The organism is Paenibacillus sp. FSL R5-0914, assembly GCF_038004525.1.
GTDB lineage: Bacteria > Bacillota > Bacilli > Paenibacillales > Paenibacillaceae > Paenibacillus_AQ.
Window position 1 is genome coordinate 2,668,078 of sequence record NZ_JBBORH010000001.1, and the last position, 19,616, is coordinate 2,687,693.

The 19,616-nt window shown below is 44.4% G+C and carries 14 protein-coding genes; 12 read left to right on the top strand and 2 right to left on the bottom strand.

Annotation, left to right across the window (positions count from 1 at the left end; all coding sequences use genetic code 11):
* Window positions 1-124 precede the first annotated feature (124 nt).
* Complete coding sequence (locus MKX60_RS11715; RefSeq protein ID WP_188114672.1) at window positions 125-1,738, top strand: extracellular solute-binding protein; 1,614 nt, start codon at window positions 125-127, stop codon at window positions 1,736-1,738.
* 68 nt (window positions 1,739-1,806) lie between these two features.
* Here the strand turns inward: MKX60_RS11715 and MKX60_RS11720 are convergent, their stop codons facing one another.
* Entirely contained in the window at window positions 1,807-2,658 is an 852-nt protein-coding gene (locus MKX60_RS11720; RefSeq protein WP_339243035.1) for a helix-turn-helix domain-containing protein, read from the bottom strand.
* Window positions 2,659-2,789: 131 nt separating this feature from the next.
* On the opposite strand from MKX60_RS11720, the gene MKX60_RS11725 reads away from it, so the two are divergent.
* Entirely contained in the window at window positions 2,790-5,255 is a 2,466-nt protein-coding gene (locus MKX60_RS11725; RefSeq protein WP_341059857.1) for a beta-mannosidase, read from the top strand.
* 267 nt (window positions 5,256-5,522) lie between these two features.
* Window positions 5,523-7,706 (top strand): alpha-galactosidase, encoded by a 2,184-nt coding sequence (locus MKX60_RS11730; RefSeq protein ID WP_341059858.1) that lies wholly within the window; start codon window positions 5,523-5,525, stop codon window positions 7,704-7,706.
* Between the two features lie 44 nt (window positions 7,707-7,750).
* Here MKX60_RS11730 and MKX60_RS11735 read toward each other — a convergent pair whose 3' ends face one another.
* On the bottom strand, window positions 7,751-8,629 hold the full coding sequence (locus MKX60_RS11735) for a helix-turn-helix transcriptional regulator (RefSeq protein WP_042190729.1): 879 nt from the start codon (window positions 8,627-8,629) through the stop codon (window positions 7,751-7,753).
* 318 nt (window positions 8,630-8,947) lie between these two features.
* Between MKX60_RS11735 and MKX60_RS11740 the strand changes: the two genes are divergently transcribed.
* From MKX60_RS11740 to MKX60_RS11780, 9 genes are all read left to right on the top strand, one after another.
* Window positions 8,948-9,145, top strand: a complete 198-nt coding sequence (locus tag MKX60_RS11740; RefSeq protein ID WP_042190727.1) for a hypothetical protein — start codon at window positions 8,948-8,950, stop codon at window positions 9,143-9,145.
* The gene (locus MKX60_RS11745; RefSeq protein ID WP_341059859.1) at window positions 9,138-10,400 is read left to right on the top strand and encodes a DNA polymerase IV; all 1,263 of its coding nucleotides are present in this window, start codon (window positions 9,138-9,140) and stop codon (window positions 10,398-10,400) included. Before MKX60_RS11740 ends, MKX60_RS11745 begins: the two co-directional genes overlap by 8 nt.
* Window positions 10,397-10,870 (top strand): hypothetical protein, encoded by a 474-nt coding sequence (locus MKX60_RS11750; protein WP_042190722.1) that lies wholly within the window; start codon window positions 10,397-10,399, stop codon window positions 10,868-10,870. Before MKX60_RS11745 ends, MKX60_RS11750 begins: the two co-directional genes overlap by 4 nt.
* Window positions 10,871-11,021: 151 nt before the next feature.
* Entirely contained in the window at window positions 11,022-13,952 is a 2,931-nt protein-coding gene (locus MKX60_RS11755) for an insulinase family protein (RefSeq protein ID WP_341059861.1), read from the top strand.
* A gap of 258 nt (window positions 13,953-14,210) precedes the next feature.
* Window positions 14,211-14,642 carry a MarR family winged helix-turn-helix transcriptional regulator gene (locus MKX60_RS11760; protein ID WP_042190718.1) on the top strand — a complete coding sequence of 144 codons (432 nt, stop codon included), beginning with the start codon at window positions 14,211-14,213 and terminating at the stop codon, window positions 14,640-14,642.
* An 18-nt stretch (window positions 14,643-14,660) separates the two neighbouring features.
* Window positions 14,661-16,043: an MATE family efflux transporter gene (locus MKX60_RS11765; RefSeq protein ID WP_076284706.1), complete on the top strand. Its 1,383-nt coding sequence runs from the start codon at window positions 14,661-14,663 to the stop codon at window positions 16,041-16,043.
* A 297-nt stretch (window positions 16,044-16,340) separates the two neighbouring features.
* Complete coding sequence (locus MKX60_RS11770; RefSeq protein ID WP_042190714.1) at window positions 16,341-17,240, top strand: carbohydrate ABC transporter permease; 900 nt, start codon at window positions 16,341-16,343, stop codon at window positions 17,238-17,240.
* 63 nt (window positions 17,241-17,303) lie between these two features.
* Window positions 17,304-18,086: a carbohydrate ABC transporter permease gene (locus MKX60_RS11775; RefSeq protein WP_042194330.1), complete on the top strand. Its 783-nt coding sequence runs from the start codon at window positions 17,304-17,306 to the stop codon at window positions 18,084-18,086.
* Window positions 18,087-18,225: 139 nt separating this feature from the next.
* Entirely contained in the window at window positions 18,226-19,590 is a 1,365-nt protein-coding gene (locus MKX60_RS11780) for an ABC transporter substrate-binding protein (RefSeq protein WP_340972007.1), read from the top strand.
* The last annotated feature ends 26 nt before the right edge of the window (window positions 19,591-19,616 follow it).

Here is a 19,616-nt window from a genome sequence, read left to right on the forward strand (position 1 = left end):
CCGAACGCCAGCAGGTGAGGAGTTGTCCAGCTGGCGGCCCTGAAGGGGGGTGAGCGGATAGACTTGCTTGGTTGCTTGATAGACTTGTGACGTAACTTAATTAATGGGAGGAATTAGGGTGTCTATGATAAAGAAAAACAAATTGTTGAGCGTAAGTATAACTGCTGCATTATCTGCTTCACTATTAGCGGGCTGTGGCTCTAATGGTGGAACAGACAATACAAACAAAGCGGCTGGAGACAATACAAAACAAGAGCCGATTACACTTACATGGTTTGATTCGAATACTAAGGGAGAGCCTTTTACTGATGCTGTCGCCCAAGAAATCACTAAAAAGACTGGCATTGAGATCTCCATTCAGCAGCCAACAGGAAATCCGACAGAGAAGCTAAGCTTGATGCTTGCCAGCGGTGACTATCCAGATGTGGTCGTGATGAGCCGTGGGGATGCTTCACTTGATAAATACATCACAAGCGGTGCCTTCATTCCACTCGATGAATTGATTGAGAAGAATGGCCCTGATATCAAGGAAATGTATGGCGACACACTGACCAAGACTCGTTATAAAGACGGAAAGAACTATTACTTGGCTAACTGGTATGGACTAGATAGTGATCCAGTCTTCGGGATGCTGATGAGAAAAAATCTGCTTGCAGATCTGGCTCCGGACAAAGCAGATGGCAGAGCACCGCTTACAACAGATGAATTAGAAGCGATTTTGAAGGATTTTAAAGCAAAAAACAAGACGATTGATGGAAAAGAATCCATTCCAATGACCATGAACGGCGAGAATATGGGCGCCAACCTTGGAACATTCAAAGGCATGTGGGGTCTGAAAACTTACTATGATAACAATGGAACATTGCAATATGATGTTAAGGATCCAAAGTATCGTGAAATGTTGCTCTACGTAAATAAATTATACAGAGAAGGTCTGATTGAGAAGGAATTTGCGATTAGCAAAACGCAAACTTGGGTTCAAAAGCTGGCTACTGGCGCAGTATTCTCCACACCAGGCGCTTACTGGGATCCAGGTAACGGGAACGGAACTTTGAAGAAGGATGGCGGAGAAGATAATCAGCTCTTCCCATACAAGGTTGTTGCCCCTGGAGTAGACCCTGCCCAAACGACATTTGGACCAAGAAGCTCACTTGGATGGGATGCTATCGCTATTACGAAGAACAACAAGCACCCTGAAGAAACAATGAAGCTGTTCAATTTCTTGGCAAGTGATGAAGGACAGCATTTGCTGCTGTGGGGCCAAGAAGGCGTTCAATACACCATGGTGGATGGCAAGAGACAACCGGACCCTGCATTCTTGGATAGCTTCAAGGAAAACTGGGACGACACAGTCAAGAAGAGCGGTGTCCGCAAATGGTTGTGGTTTATCAAGAATGGTCTGGATGCAAATGAACAGCCTTACGATATGGCCGTTAAATATCAACGCAGTGAAGTAGATCAGATGGCAATCAAGAGTCTTGGGGATTCCGTATGGGATACAGCGGCATATGACAACTTGAGCCCTGATGGCGGAACACCTGAAGCACTGACTGCACAGAAGGTAAAAGATATTATGGATCAAAGCATTACGAGAGTAATCATTGCTCCTACTGAAGCCGAAGCCAACGCGACATTCGATAAGATGCTTGCGGAAATGAAAAAGGCTGGGGATGAGAAAGTAGAAGAAATCATTAACCAAAAGTACGCAGAGCGTATGGAGCTGTGGAATTCAAAATAATTATTGTAAGGGCTTCCTCTCTGCATTCAGGCAGAGGGGGAGCCTTTTTCTATGTTTTCAAATGTTAATTAAACTAGTCTATTAGCATGCGCATTTTTGCGGAAATCCAGCGGGGCCTGGTGATAGTACTTTTTGAATTGATGATAGAAATGGCTGACATTGTCAAAGCCGGACTCCAGAGCAATTTCGACCACACGTAGTTCTGTAGTAAGTAGCAGATTACGTGCCACGTTGAGCCTAAGTTGGTTGATATATTCTGTTGGTGTCTGGTTCAAGTACTGGCGAAAGGCCCGGTTGACATGACCGGCGCTTCTGCCCGATAACTCGTACAGGGCATGAAGGCCTTTGTTTAAGTTTTCTTTTAGATGCATCTTGGAAACGGCATGTTCGAGCCACAGTGGGAATTCTGGCTGCTCGATGGTTTCTGGAGAGAAAAAATGCTGGGTAAGTGTATCTACGAGTATTCCTTTCAGATAAATCCTGGACTTTACTTTGTCTAAGGTAGAAAGCATTCGGATGCGTTCGAAAGAACGAATGAAATCATCCATCTCCATTTGAGATAACATGGCGATTCTAGGGAGCGGAGTATGTAATAGCCCGTGCAGGAATTCTTCTTCATTCAGGTAACTAAAGGCATCATTAATGAGGCTTTTTCGGCAGGGAATGTTCAGAAAGCGGCAATCGCTATCCCCGTCAGCTTCATAGCGATGGGTATCATCGGGCCGGATGAAGACAAGGCAGCCAGATTGAAGAAGCTGGGCAGCCCCGTTGACGATATGCCGGCATCGGCCTTCAGTGAGTATGAAAAATTCATAAAAATCATGCGTATGTTCTGGGGATACCTGACTCAGAGATTCTACCCAGAAGGGATCAGCTAGCAATTCGGGGTTTATATGGCTTGCCTCAGTGTATTTGATCATGTTTTTCCTCCAGTGTTAGTGATGTCAAAATAGCACACTATTTTTGCGAACACAATAGAAGAAATGTATACATATTATTGTTAAAATTTTAATACAAGAAGTCAAAATAGCACATTTGTGGAGGCGGAAATATGCAACTTGTCAATCTAAACGGAAAATGGGAAATGAAACGGCTTCATGAACCGAAATGGCTGGAAGCCAGCGTGCCAGGCTCTGTCTACCATGATTTGTTGAATGCCGGTGAAATGCCAGATCCGTTCTACCGCGAGCAGGAGTATGAGGTTCTGGAACTGTCCAATTACGATTACGAATATAAGCGTAGTTTTCAGCTGGAAGCAGGCGTACTAGAGCATGACCGAGTATTTCTGCTGTGTGAAGGGTTGGATACGCTTTGTGAGCTTTCCCTGAATGGAACTAATATTCTGAACAGTGACAATATGCACCGGACGTATGAAGTGGATATCAAGGCTGTATTGACGCCTGGTGATAATACTATCCACGCCATTTTTCGCTCCCCAGTAGAATTCACTCTACGGAAGCAAGCAGAATTGCCGCTCAGTGGATGTGCTGATGCGGTAGAGGGGATATCGCATCTGCGCAAAGCGCACTCCATGTTCGGCTGGGACTGGGGTCCAAAGTTACCCGATCTAGGAATCTGGCGTAGTCTCTCTATTCAGGGTTACAACAGTGCTCGCCTTGATGATGTTTATATTACGCAATTCCATGAGAAGGATAAGGTCATGCTGGATGTTCGAGTTAGAACAGAGAGCTGGCAAGCGGCTGATCGAGAAATTGTGGTTAAAGTTCACACACCAGCGGGTCTGTGCATTGAGCATCGTGTGTCTGAAATGATTGGGACGGATCAACATATTGCACTGGAAATTATGGAGCCAGAGCTGTGGTGGCCGAATAATCTCGGTGCTCAGCCACTGTATATCGTAGAGGTTGTAATTGAGGAAAAGTCACAGGAGTTAGATCGTAGAGAATTTCGGATTGGACTTAGAACCATTACTGTGAAGCAGGAAGAAGATCAGTGGGGAGAATCGTTTGCTTTTGAAGTCAACGGTGTGCTTATTTTCTCTACAGGTGCCGACTATATTCTGGAAGACAATCTTCTACCTCGCGTGTCTAGGGATCGCACGGATCGCTTGCTCCAAAGCTGTGTCGCTGCCAATTTCAATACGATTCGCGTATGGGGTGGCGGGTATTACCCGGATGATTATTTCTATGATCTCTGCGATGAATATGGCCTCATTGTCTGGCAGGATCATCTGTATGCCTGCGGCATTTATGCTCTGACGGAAGCCTTCGAGGAGAATATCACTCACGAGACCATCGATAACATGAAACGTCTTCGCCATCATGCTTCGCTAGGCTTGTGGTGCGGCAACAACGAGCAGGAGCTGGCTTGGGACGAATGGGACTGGGAGAAGCATTACTCACTGCAGCTTAAGGCAGATTATATTAAGCAATATGAGGTGCTTCTACCGGCAATCGCTAAAGAAATTGATCCGAATACCTTCTACTGGCGTGCTTCACCATCCTCCAAAGGTAGCTTTGACAAGCCAAATGACGAGAATTACGGAGATATGCATTATTGGGGAGTCTGGCATGGGAAGGAACCGTTTACCGATTACCGGAAGCTATATCCGCGCTATATGTCTGAATTCGGGTTACAGTCGTTTTCGGGCCTGAAGACCATCGAGTCGTTCACGCTGCCGGAGGATCGCAATATCTTCTCTTATGTCATGGAGTCCCATCAGAAGAACAATACCGGGAATGAGAAAATTCTCTATTATATTGGGGAGACCTACAAATATCCGAAAGATTTTGATTCTGTATTGTATGCCTCACAGCTGATCCAAGCAGAAGGGATGCGTTGCGGCGTTGAGCACTGGCGTAGACATAGAGGTCGCTGCATGGGTGCATTGTACTGGCAGTTGAATGACTGCTGGCCGGTAGCTTCTTGGTCCAGTATCGACTATTATGGCCGGTGGAAGGCTATGCATTATGCGGCTAAACGTTTCTTCGCGCCGATTCTTGTTTCTGCCCATGACGAAGGAACGAAGGTCTCCCTTCATGTCTCTAACGAAAGCAGAGAACAAGTTATTGGTGAACTGAGTTGGAGACTGCTTACTACGACATCGGAGGTCTTGCTGGAAGGCACAAAGCCAGTGGAGATTGCCGCGTTAAGTACTGCTGAGTTCGAACAGCTTGATTTCGGCCACATACTGGATACGAAAGGGAAGAAACGTGAGACTTATCTGGAATATTCTTTTGAGGTAGAGAGCGAGACAAAGAGTGGCGGCACGGTCCTGTTTGTTAAGCCGAAGCATTTTAGCTTCGTTGACCCTGAGCTTGAAGCTATGCTTACCGAGGAAGAAGAAAAATTTGTCATTACCGTGAAGGCTAAGACGTATGCTCGTTTTGTCGGCCTAGACTTCAAGGAGAGAGATGCCATCTTCAGCGACAACTATTTTGATATGTCGGGTGGTACAACTAGGACCATTACCATCGCTAAAAAAGATCTCGACAAGCCAGCTACGGTGGAAGAACTTCGTGCACAGCTTACTGTACGTTCCGTATTTGATATTTAATTAGGAAGATTCACAGGAAGTAGGCCCTTATCTTGGGGCCTCTTTTTTTATGTATTTTTTTTACTATAGCCGCTAATAATCATTTATTGGTCTGCAAAGCTTAATAACATGAAATTGAATTTTTTATAGATCAATATTTTACTACTTAAGGTATAGATATTAAGATTGTATCCCCTTCCAATTATCTTTAAAATAGACTTCAAACAACAAGATAAATTAAGTCAGTTATATTACAACAAGATCTGATAAGAAGAGTAGGAGGATATTATGAGCATTTATTATGATGACAGCCGCAAGGTGTTTCATTTACAGTCTGAGCAGTCCAGCTACGTTATTGAAGTCGTTAGAGGTGAGCTTCCAGCGCATGTCTATTGGGGTCCTAAATTAGAAGGAATAGTGCAACCGCTGAATTTGGTGGAACGTTGCTCTTTTAGCCCGACCTACACAATGGAGGACAAGAGAATCTCCCTCGACACTATTCCGAGTGAATTTCCGTCTTATGGGAATGGTGATTTTCGGGAACCAGCGCTTGAGGTTCATTTGGTAGATGGTACGACCGTTACGGATTTCCTTTATAAGAGCTATAAGATCAATAAAGGGAAGCCTGAGTTAAAGGGATTGCCTTCCACTTATGTTGAAAGTGAAGAAGAAGCAGAGACACTGGAGCTTTTTCTTCAAGATGACAAAAGCGGGCTGATTGCTGTATTGAGCTACACCGTGTTTAATAATGAGGATGTGATCACACGTTCTGTACGGATTGAGAATCAAGGTAAGGACAATGTGGTGCTGAAGCGTGTGTTAAGCGCAAATGTTGACTTCCATGATTCTGATTATGACATGCTGCAATTATCTGGTACTTGGACAAGAGAACGTCATATCCACAAAAGACCACTCGTGCCTGGTATCCAACGAATTGACAGTAAGCGCGGCGCTAGTAGCTCCACGCAGAATCCTTTTATGGCTTTGCTTGCAAAAGATGCAACAGAGGACCACGGTGAAGTATACGGGTTCAGCCTTGTGTACAGCGGAAGCTTTCTTGCGCAAGCAGAAGTGGATCCATACGGTATTTCCAGAGTGGGCATCGGCATTCAACCGTTTAATTTTCAATGGTTGCTTGAACCGGGAGAATCCTTCCAGGCTCCTGAAGCAGTGCTGGTAAGATCCAGCCAAGGCCTTGGCGGATTATCAAGAACATATCACCGTCTGTACCGGACCCGGTTATGCAGAGGTGAATTCCGTGATCGGAAGCGCCCTATTCTCATCAACAACTGGGAAGCGACCTATTTTAATTTCAACGCAGATAAAATCAAAGAAATTGCTCAAGCAGGTAAAGATCTTGGCCTTGAACTGTTTGTCTTAGATGACGGCTGGTTTGGGAAACGAGACAATGATGATAGCTCCCTCGGAGATTGGGTAGAGGATCGCCGCAAGCTTCCAGAGGGTCTCGGAAAACTCGGGGAAGACATTACGGCAATGGGCATGGAGTTCGGATTATGGTTCGAACCGGAAATGGTGTCGCCAGAAAGCGATCTTTATCGCGAGCATCCGGATTGGTGTCTTCATGTACCAGGTCACAAAAGAACGTTAGCTCGCCAGCAGCTTGTTCTGGATTTATCCCGTAAGGATGTATGTGATTATATCGTAGATTCGGTTAGCTCCGTGCTGTCATCGGCTCCGATTACTTATGTGAAATGGGATATGAACCGGAATATGACGGAGATTGGATCTGCTCTTCTGCCAGCGGAACGTCAACGCGAAACGGCTCACCGCTATATTCTTGGACTTTATGATGTGCTGGAGCGTATCGTCACCCGTTTCCCTCATATTTTGTTCGAAAGCTGCTCCGGCGGCGGCGGACGATATGATCCGGGAATGCTGTACTATATGCCACAGACCTGGACCAGTGATGATTCGGACGCGATTGAAAGATTGAAGATCCAATATGGAACAAGCATGGTGTATCCTGCAAGCTCTATGTGTGCTCACGTATCGGCTGTTCCTAACCATCAGGTGCACCGTATCACACCACTCGAAACACGCGGTCATGTTGCGATGTCTGGTAACTTTGGCTACGAACTAGATATGACCAAGCTAACTGATGATGAGCGGGAGGATATCCAGAAACAGGTTTCTGAGTACAAGGAACTGAGAATGCTGATTCAGTTCGGTGATTTCTATCGACTGCTTAGTCCATTTGAGGGGAATCAGACGGCGTGGATGTTTGTTTCGGATGATAAAAAGGAAGCTTTTGCCACGTACTTCAGAGTTCTGGCCGAGCCTAATGCACCTCTCTGTAGATTGCGGTTGAAAGGACTCGACCCAGCTAAGAACTACAAACTTGAGCTTAACGGTGAAGTGTACAGAGGGGATGAGCTGATGCACTTCGGACTCTCACTTCCACAGCTTGAGGGCGATTTCAAAAGCTTATTATTTGTACTCAAAGAGGTTTAATAAGAAAAGGAGTAAGCCACTGGCTTGCTCCTTTGTTATATGGATCAATTTTCGAAAAATACATGTTTGGTTTGGAACGCCAGATCCTGTTCGCGGTAAGTCGAAGGATTGACCCCAAAATAGGACCGAAAAACCTTTCCGAAGTAGCTGGCATTATCAAATCCGCTCTCCGTCGCAATCTGGTTGATACTCAAATCTGTTGTTTTAAGCTTGGAAGCTGCCAACTCGATCCGCCGTCTTTTTAAATATTCAAAGGGTGAAAGATTGATGTTTTTTTGAAACAGTCTGCAAAGATGATGTTTGGAAACACCAACATGAGCGGCAACATCGTCTAAGCTTAGATTATTATTATGCAAATCATCTTTCATGAATTGAATAGCGGCGTGAAGCTTGTCATTTTTTATATAGGTGGTTAACAAATTTGGTTTCTTGAGGTATTTCTCCATGGACAAGATCCACTGAAAGACTTTTCCCGTTAAAAGATGCAAATCCCTTTCTTCATGAACCTGAATGTCCTTGAATGTACTCCACAATAAATCTATCGAAACCGATTCTTGGGGGAGTTCTACAATTGGACCACAATGAGCAGCGAGTTGGTTCCAAAGTGAAATCGCTAAAGGCCCCCGTAGATTGAGCCATAAAACTTCCCAAGGCTCGGTGCCTTCTTCCGGATAATAGTACCTGTGTATGCTGGGGACAGTCACTAGAAAAGCTTTGCCCTTCGTTAACCGATGAACAACCCCATCTATTTCAATTCTACCCTCTCCCGATAATGTGTACTGAAAAATAACACAACTTCTCTCCGTCCGGTTCTGGCCGTTGAAGGAGTAGGCAGGTGAATCGAGTTGTTCCCAACCGATAGAATCAAACAGAAGCATGGAAGCTTCTTCTTCCGAGCGAAAGGTGTAGGAGGAACGGAACATTAGCAAAATTCCTTTCTAGAAAAAGCTTTTGAGTACAGATCAATAATTTACTACTGTTGTTTACTCTATCAAAGTGTAAACTTTTTTCGTTGTCTGTTCAATCTCTGTTGAATACGCAAGTCTGGATACTCATTTTTTATAGCACATGGATGCAATCTAATGAACTGTGATCTCGTTCGGTCTGGATTAGATTATTCTCAGCTTTAAAAAATCAGATCCGGTATGGTGGGGGAAATTACCTCACCTTTTTTGTTGCTTAAAATTCCCGATTACGCATATAATACAAACAAGTGTTCTTATTTTTATGGAGGCGATCGCATGCAAATCAGCATCGGCCAAATAATTGAAATTATATATCAGGATAAGGCGAGAAATATCAGCCAGCGGAAAATTGAAATACACAGTATCCGTGACGGACGCATACGAGCAAGCTGTCTGACTACAGGAACGCCTCGCATGTTCTTGGCAGCAAATATTCTTTCATGGCAACCCGTGCAGGAACAACGCCATGCCTAAGAATCGCGTCATTCTACTGTCTGATTGCCAGGCATTTTACGCCTCTGTGGAGAAAGCTGCCCACCCTGAATATCGAGATAAACCTGTTGCAGTGGGGGATCCAGCAAGAATGAACGGTATTGTGTTGGCGGCCTGCCCGCTTGCTAAAGCGAAGGGGGTAACAACGGCTTCGCGTGTAGGTGAAGCTTTAGCAAAATGCCCAGAGCTAATCGTAATAAGGCCACGCATGGGGACTTACATTAAAGTATCACTCTTGATATCAGAGATTTACCGAACATATACCGATCTGGTAGAACCCTACAGTATCGATGAGCAGTTTCTGGATGTCACAGGATCTCTTGCGTATTTCGGAGGAACGCTGCAGGATATGATTCATAAAATTCAGCACCATGTTTTACTTTCGACGGGAGTCTGGACACGGGTAGGTATTGGATCTACAAAGGTTATGGCAAAGATGGCGACAGATAACTACGCCAAAAAGATGAAGGATGGGATATATGAACTTTCTTTTGACCAATTAGAGACGACCCTTTGGAAACTTCCCGTACAGGATATGTTTATGGTAGCGGCTAGAATGACCAAGAATTTTTGGCGTATGGGTATATCCACAATTGGAGATATTGCGCGAATGGAACTGTCAGAATTTAAGCGACGAATGCGAACTACCATGGGTAAGCAAAGTGATATTCAAGCGGAATATTATTGGCAAACTGCGCGCGGGCTAGATCCTAGTCCAGTGGTCACAGGAATGCGTCATCAAATCAAATCAGTGGGACATGGTAAGGCTCTGCGCTGGAATTTATACACCAGGCATACGGATATTGAGGTTGTGCTGCTTGAGCTCGTCATTGAAGTATGCCAGCGAGCCCGGCGGTATGGTTATATGGGATCGGTAGTATCTATTTCAGTTTTAGAGACGGACGGAGAGCGTTCAAATGCTTACGAGCGTCAGATGACATTGCCCGAACCAACATCACTAACCCACGAAGTAGCTGCTGCTGCGCAAAAATTATTTGCAGACAACTGGTCGGGCCTTCCCATAGGTCGATTAGCGATTTCCTTGACTAACCTATCAGATGATAGCGTCATCCAACTTACACTCTTTGATGACAGGGTTCGGGCTTACAACAAAGAACGTGCAATCGATCAAATAAAAGCTCGTTATGGCAGTAAAGCTCTAATCAGAGCTTCATCTATGCTTGAATCCGGTGTTGCCCTAGAAAGAGCTGAACAGATTGGAGGTCACTATAAATGAGTAAACTTGAGGGTAATGAACGCTGGAAAACGAAAATGATCATGACCGAGCATGTTGAGCAGTATGAGGAACAGCAGCGTGAGAACCCAGATAAAATGATAACTATGGAGGAACGTACGATGGTTCGAGACCTCATTTTGCTTCCTTATATAGATACTATGGTTAGCAAGAGCCTGAAAGAGATCGAGCCCTCCAGCAACATTCTTAAACGTGCCTATCTGATGGCTGGTCAAGCCATTCAACGCCGGATCATGCAGGATACTTATCGGCTGCAAAAAGAGCTGAAACAGCGGAATATCAGGGTGCTGGCAGATGAACAGGAGGAATTCTTGGTGTATTACAAAATCTTTTGCCGTGGATATCAGGAACGCTTTGGTTTAACTCGAGATGTTATGCGTACAGAGATAAGCTTAAGGTTGACTAAATACACAGCTGAACTCGGAGCAATATTAAAAGATCATTTGAAATAAAACAAGGCTTTGTCAGTAATTATACTGGTGTGGTCTTGTTTTGTGTGAACCAGAAATTAATCCCGGAGACCTTCTACTGATGGAATAATCGCCCAGGGATATGATAAGCTCATGTAGAGTTATCATATCCCTAAACAGAGGAGGGAAATCTATGAGCCGTTTGATCACAGGGAACACTTATTATGGATTTCAGGTTGTTAATGAGGAATTTATCCCGGAGAACGAATCCAACGTATTCACGCTGGAACATCTGAAGAGCGGCGCCAGGCTGCTGTTCGTGCAGAATCAGGATGACAACAAGGTATTTAGTGTAAGCTTCAGGACCCCGCCTGAAGATAGTACGGGGGTCTTTCATATTTTGGAGCATTCCGTATTATGTGGTTCAGAGAAATATCCGGTCAAGGAACCTTTTGTAGAATTACTGAAAGGCTCGATGCAGACGTTCCTGAACGCATTTACGTTTGGGGATAAGACGATGTATCCGGTAGCGAGCCGGAACGATCAGGACTTCTCTAATTTGGTGGAGGTTTATCTGGATAGTGTTTTTCAACCGAATATTTATAAGCAACAAGAAATTTTTGAGCAAGAGGGCTGGCACTACGAGCTTCAGCATCCCGAAGATGAGTTAATCTATAAAGGCGTGGTTTACAACGAGATGAAGGGTTCATATTCCTCGCCGACTACGGTATTGATGGATAGAATCAAAAAGTCATTGTATCCGGACACGATTTACCGTCATTCTTCAGGTGGAGATCCACAGGAAATTCCTGCGCTAACCTATGAGCAGTTTCTCAAGGCGCACAGCAACTATTATCATCCGTCCAATAGTTATTTTTATCTCTACGGAGACGTTAATATTGAAGAGAAGCTGCAATTTATAGACCAGGAATATCTTGGTTCTTATGAACGAAATAGCTTCGATACTTCCATTGCCCTACAACAGCCCATTGGAATGACGGAGCTGGTAGCGGATTATCCGATTCTGGAAGCAGAAGCAGCCACTGATAAGACTTATTTGAGTCTGAATTATGTGATTGGAACTTCTACTGATCGGGAACTGAACCTCGCTTTTGATATTTTAAAAAGCATGCTGATGGAGAGCAACGCAGCTCCGCTCAAGCAAGCCTTGCTTGAAAGTGGACTTGGCAAAGACGCGTTTGCTTTTTATTCCGACAGTATGGTTCAACCGCTGCTAGGTATTACGCTGACGCATTCCAATGCCTCCTCCAAAGATGCCTTTGTGGAGCTGGTGAAGACTACATTAAAGCGTTTGGTCCAGGACGGACTAGATGAGAAGCTGGTGCTGGCAGCGGTCAACAGTAAGGAATTTGAACTGCGGGAAGCGGACTTTAACCAGTATCCGAAGGGTCTTACTTACAATATCGAAGTGATGAAATCCTGGCTCTATGACGGTCAGCCGACTACTCACATGCGCTATGAAGAGGTGCTCACGGCCATTCGGGAAAAGCTTGCGGACCGTTATTTTGAGAAGCTGATTGAGGACTATTTGCTGAACAGTGATCATTGCAGTGTAGTGGTACTGAACCCGTCCAAGACGATCGCAGCGGAAAAGGAAGCATCTACTCAGCATCAATTGAGTGAATACAAAGCGTCACTGCAACCAGATCAGTTGGAGCAGCTTGTTCAGAGTACACAGCATCTTCTGGCGCGGCAGAGTCGTGCGGATGCAGCCGAAGATTTACAGAAGCTACCGAGCTTGTCTTTACAGGATATTAACCGCAGCGTAGAACCTCAGGTGCCGACCCATGAACAAATCCATGAGGGCATAAAGGTGATCCACCATGAGGTAGCTACCCATAAGATTGCCTACTGCAAGCTTTATTGGGATACGGGTGTTATAGCTCCTGAACGAATTCCTTATTTGGTGCTATTGGCAGAGGTATTGGGCCAAATGGAGACTGCCTCTTACAGCATTGAAGAGCTCACCAGTGAAATCGGGATCAAAACCGGGGGCATATATTTCAGGAATGAGCTCTATGGCGCTGCAAAAGTTACGGGGGCGAGTTATCAGCCTAAATTCTCTGCGCTGGTGAAGGTGATGGCGGGGCATATTGGTGAATCACTGGACCTACTGCGAGAGATACTCTACACAAGTGCGCTCGACAATCTGACCAAGCTGCAGGAAATCGTCCGCCGGGAAGCCTCGCAGATGGAATCGATTCTGAATCAAAGAGGGAATGAGATTGCGGCCAGCCGCCTGATGTCCTATTTCTCGGATATGGGAGCTTATCAGGAACAACAGGGCGGTGTTACTTATTACCGCTTTATCCGCGAGCTTGCGGAGACGTTCGATCAGCAGGGAGCTCAGGTGGCAGACACACTGAAGGGCATCTGTGGGGATTTGTTCAATAAAAACAATTTGATCATCAGCGTGACTGGTACGCCTGATTTGTATGAAGAATTCATAGCTAATGCAGCGAAGCTGGGTATCCAGGATCGGCCAGTAGTAAATAGGCCTAAGATTACGGCACAGGGACATGCGGACAATGAAGGATTCATGTCTTCCAGCCAGGTGCAATATGTGGTTAAGGGATACGACTTCACTAAGCTAGGATTCACATATTCAGGCAAAATGCAGGTGCTCAAGAAAATCATGAGCCTTACCTATCTGTGGAATGCCGTACGTGTGAAGGGCGGTGCGTATGGCGGAAACCTGGTTCTGCGCAGAGATGGGATAATGATGTTCACCTCCTACCGTGATCCGAATTTGCAGGAGACGCTGGAGGTTTATGATCAGGCTTATCGATTTGTTGAGGGGTATGAAGCAGATCCCGATGAGATGACCAAAGCGATCATTGGCACCTTATCTATGCTGGATCAGCCTCTTAGTCCCAGCGCACAGGGACGGCGGGCGGACCGACATTATTTTGAACAGGTGACAGAGGCCGAACTGCAGCGAGAGCGGGATGAAATCTTGTCGACAACACCAGAAGATATCAGACAGTACACCGATTTACTTAAGGCTGTGACGGAACAGAACTATTTCACTGTAGTCGGCAATGCTTCAAAGCTGAAATCGAAAACCGCTTTATTCGGAAAGCTGGAAGAACTTGTGAAGTAAGTTTCTCTAATCGCTCCTTTTCAGTATATGTCTACGGGCATGTGCTGGAGAGGGGCGTTTTTTAATAAGGTGAACTAAAAAAATATTCTACAAAGGAACAGCGGCCGGAAGTCCAAACATTCACCGCAGTCATGTACTTACCTTAAAGGAAGAATAAAATCAGTTTATTTAGTTAGAACATTGACAGTTAGAGTTCTAACTATTATGATAATGATGTTACTTAGAGTTCTAACTAATACGAATGCGGAGGAAATAATAATGAGCAAACCCGTTGAAAATACACCATTTTCTAATTTGATTCGAGAGATCGGGATGAAACTAAAAAGTACAGCTGACGCCAGGCTGAATGAGCTAGGGCTGAATTCACAGCAAGGACGCATGATCGGTTATATTTTTGAGCATCAAGAAAAAGGTGTAATTCAAAAGGATTTGGCGGAAGTCTTTAATAGAAAAGGGGCGAGTATCACCAGCATGCTTCAAGGGTTAGAAAAGAAAGGCTATATCAAGCGTGTCACACCTGAAAATGATGAACGGCAGAAGAGCATTTTTGTTTTGGAAAAGGGCGCTCTTTTGGTCGAAGAGTTCAATGAGATTTTCTCAGGGGTAGAAGCAAGCATTACAAAAGCACTCAGTCCGGAAGAAACAGCAAACTTAAAGTCTTTACTGCAAAAAGTTAATTCAAGTCTATAAACGTTCGGAGGGTTAATCATGGAAACAGAAGTCTCCAATCAATATTATTTAGAATCGGCGCCGATCAAGAAGGCAATTGCTCATTTATCCATTCCTATGATGATCGGGATGTCTGTTGGTACCATCTATAATGTAATCAATGCTTATTTCATTGGCTTACTTCACAATACTAGTATGCTGACTGCCATTACGCTGGGTCTACCCATTTTCACAGTCTTAATGGCCTTTGGGAATATGCTTGGCGTAGGTGGCGGAACATTTATTACAAGGCTCGCGGGGCAAAAGGATACGGAGAAGGGAAAGAAGGTTGCCGGATACACTTTTTATGGAAGCATTATAGTGGGTATTCTTATTGCTCTAATAGCGATGTTAGCGATTGATCCAATTACGCGATTACTAGGCGCAGATGCTGCTACTCTAGACTTTACTAAGGCTTATGCTTTGACTCTTTTTGCCGGTGGATTTGCCATTGTGCTTAATTTTGCCTTGGAACAGCTAGTCCGTTCCGAAGGTGCCTCCAAAGAATCGATGTACGGTATCTTTATTAGTACGGCTTTAAGTTTAATTTTTGATCCACTCTTTATTCTTGTGCTGAAATGGCATGTGGCAGGTGCTGCGTTGGCGATGGTTTTAGCGAATGTGGGTTCCGCGATTTATTATGTCTATTTTTTAGAAACGAAAAGTGAGCATTTAAGGGGATTTTTGAAGCATTTCAAGATATCTGTTCGAGATCAATTAGAAGTATACAAAATAGGTGTATCGGAGTTATTACAATTCAGTTTTGTGATTGTGAGCACGCTTTTGTTAAATAACTTCGCGATTCAATATGGAGAAAATGTGGTTGCCGGATTTGGTGTGGCCTTAAGAATTGTGCAAGTTCCGGAGTTCTTATCAATGGGCCTATTCTTAGGTTTAATTCCACTATTTGCGTTTAACTTTGCTAGTCAAAATATGGCGAGACTTAAATCAACGATTAAACATGCTTTTGCCTATATCGGAGGTATTGCTTTTGTCTTTGTAGGTCTAGTGTTTCTGTTTAGAGGAACGATCCTGCACTTCTTCTCGAATGACCCTTCAGTGTTAAGTATGGGAACTTATATTTTGGTAGCCATGCTGATTTCCGCTTTATTTAATGGATTTACAGGTTTGTTTATGAGTATTTTTCAAGCGACAGGACAGGGAGTACCAACCAACATTATGGCCATCACACAAGGCGTATTGTTTATTCCTATGATTATCGTGTTACATTCTGTTTTTGGACTTCATGGCGTGATCTGGTCAATGACCATAACAGAAGTTATAACGAGCTTAATGGGCGTCATCTTGTTTATGATTTTTAGTAAGAAGCTGAAAAGCACGGGTGGGGATGGAAAAGGTGTTGTAGAGGTTGCGTCCGTGTAAAACGATCTTTACTTTACGTGGAAAAATAGAAATGTAGTGGATGGCGGGAGCTTGGCTCGCGCTTTTTTTGCAAATATAAGACATAAAGTATAAGTTTTACAATATACTTTATGTCTTATATTTCTCGCATAAACGCCTTTGGCGTCCTTATAAGGACGCCAAAGGCGTTTATACTTGGTTGTCTAGAAAACTTCGCAACTAAAGGATCGGTAAAATTAGTTCCAAAATGAACAATTCTAGTTCTTATGATTACGGCTTACTTTTTCTACAATTATGGATAAGTAAAGGAGGAGAACTATGATACGAAAATTTCATCTTAAAATGGATACGCGCGAAGCAATCGCTGGGTATTTATTCGTCGCTCCACTGATGTTGGGGCTGATCATCTTGACGTTGATCCCAGTGCTGGGCTCACTGCTGTTAAGCTTCACGAACTGGAACTTTGTAGCTGGGTTAGGGGGGATTAAGTTCGCGGGCGTGGATAATTTCATAAGACTGTTTCATGATGATGCTTTTATGAAAAGCTTGCTGAACAATCTGCTCTTTATTATCACGGTGCCGGTTACGATCATCGTTGCTCTGCTGTTAGCGATCCTGATTGATAAACAGGTGTTCCTGAAGGACTTGTTTAAAGTGATTTACTTCCTTCCCTACATCTCCAGTGTAGTTGCCATCGCTATGGTTTGGCAGGTAATGTTTCATCCCTCACTAGGACCTGTCAATCAATTCCTGATGTCACTGGGGTGGAGTAATCCGCCAAAATGGTTAGCTGATATCCATTATGCTTTGCCGTCGCTTATGTTGATCCAGATTTGGATTCAGCTCGGTTACAACATTATTATTTTTATCGCTGGGTTACAGAGTATTCCGAAGGACCTTTATGAAGCAGCTGATATTGATGGGGCCAATAGCTGGCGGAAATTCCGCAATATCACGGTTCCCTGCATTTCGCCAACTACCTTTTTCCTGCTGGTTACAGGGGTCATTGGTTCATTTAAAATCTTCGATCTGATCCAAGTGCTGACACAGGGTGGACCGGCCAATTCCACGACCGTTATCGTTTATGAGCTATATGACACAGCCTTCAATCAATTGAAGACTGGTTATGCCTCTAGCATGGCACTTGTCCTGTTCCTCATCTGCCTGATCATAACAGCCCTGCAGATGTTAGCGCAAAAAAAATGGGTCAATTATTAAAGGCAGAAAGGAGAAATTACAGTGAGAAAAGAGCTTCTATCCAGAACGTTCTGGACAATCGCAATGGGACTGTTAGGTATCGCATTTCTTTTACCGTTTCTATGGATGTTATCCACTTCCTTTAAACTGGAGAAAGATGTGTTTGATTTTCCGATACAATGGCTGCCGCAGCAGTGGAACCTCATTGAGAATTATAAACAGGTTTGGTCAGGTGATTTCGCTCGTTATTACGGAAATTCCATTTATATTACGCTGGCAACGACTATAATTAATGTGCTGATATGCGCACTGGCTGCTTATGGGTTCTCCAAGCTGCGTTTTCCGGGTAGAGATGCGATGTTTGTAGTTGTATTGGCCCTTTACATGGTTCCTCCGCAGGCTTCGCTGGTTCCACAGTTTCTACTATTTAACTGGCTAAATCTGATTGATACGCATTTAGGATTGATCTTAATTAACAGCTTTAGTATTATCGGTGCATTTATGCTCAAGCAATTTTTTATGGGGGTAAACAACGAGTATCTTGAATCGGCGCGGATGGATGGAGCAGGTCATTTTCGTTCTTTTCTACAAATTGCATTTCCTCTGATCCGTCCCGCTGTAGCTACTTACGCTATACTGCGTTTTATCTGGACCTGGAACGACTATCAGTACCCACTCATTTTTTTGAAATCTAAAGAGCTGTTTACTATTCAGTTAGGTATTCGGTTGTTTGGGGACCAATACGGGGATGTTTATTCCCTCATGATGGCTGGTGCGGTATCTGCAATTCTGCCACTGCTGATTATTTTTGCTCTCGGTCAGAAGCAGGTTATTGAGGGGATTGCCCTCGGAGGCGTGAAAGGATAATAAAAGTCAAAATAGTTTCTCTTCGGTAGAATATGAGAACTTTACTCGTCTATCCTGCATGTTAGGATGTTCTTGTAAGCAGTTACATAGCTTTGGCTGTAAAGCGAGGTATACCCAACACATTTATAGGAGGGTCTATATGAAAAAGAAATTATTATCCGTGCTTATGATCACATCTATGGCGTTGTCATTGGCCGCTTGCGGTGGAAATGCGAAAACAAATAATGCAGGAGCAACAGATGCGCCTGATGCTGGTGGAAATAAGGAGCCTGCAGCAGAGAAGGTTACGCTGAAGCTGAGTACTTGGCAGACGGAAGCCAAAGCGAAGTGGAGCACGATTATCGCAGAGTTTGAGAAGGCGCATCCCGACATTCATGTAGAAGTGGATCTACTGAATGAAAAAGGGGATTCTGTAGCCTCTATGCAGAAGCTGGATTTGATGGCCGCTGCAAGTGACCCGCTGGATATTGTCGAACTGCCGTATACCAACTATTCGCAGCGTGCAGATATCGGTGTGTTAGCGCCGATGGACGAATATATTCAGAAAGAAGGGTATAAGCTCTCCGATGAATATCTAGTGGACACTACGGTCAATGGCAAAGTCTATGCGTTACCGTCATCTATGCAGCGCTGGTTCGTGCTTCTTAACAAAGAAATGCTAGATGAGGCTGGTCTGCCGGTTCCGACCGACTGGACATGGGCGGATTTCGAAGAGTATGCCAAGAAATTGACCAAGGGTGAGGGCGCAACGAAGCGTTTTGGCGCCTATCTGCACAATTGGCCGGATTATTTCCAACTCCAGCTGATGAGTAAACCTGAGGATAATACTTTTCTAAAATCTGACGGAACCTCCAATGCCCTAGACCCGCAATTTAAGGCTAATCTGCAGATGATGAAGAAAATGATGTACGAAGATAAGAGTGCTACTCCTTACGAGGATATTATTTCGCAGAAGCTTGCCTACCGGAATCAGTATTTTAATGGTTTAGCAGCGATGCTTCCGATGGGTGACTGGATGGTTGCGGAATCGGGTGGAACGGATGCCATTCCAGCAACCTTCGTTACCGCGTTTGCGCCGATCCCTCGACTGGATAGTGAGAGCAAACATTACTCACCTGTTCAGCCAACCTACATGGGGATCGCTGCTAAATCCAAGCATAAGGAAGCTGCTTACACCTTTGTACGCTGGTATACCTCAGAAGGACTGGAAATTGGCGGACGTGTCTTCTCTGGCTGGGCGAAATCGGATACGAACAAATTGGTGGATACGATTGTGAGTGGTTCTAAGGATCCATCTATGATTGATGTTGAATCCCTGAAATATACGATGGAGAATTCGGCACCTGGTGCGACGCAAGTTCCGGCTAAATATGCGGATGAAGCTAAGAACAACGTTATTCCAGAAGCGGAAATGTATCTCCTTGGCCAACAGGATCTGGATGTCACCGTTACCAATATCGATAAGAAAATTACGGAAGTCGTTCAGAACAACAGCGGAAAGTAGGCGGAGACTGATTGTACGCTTCCCCA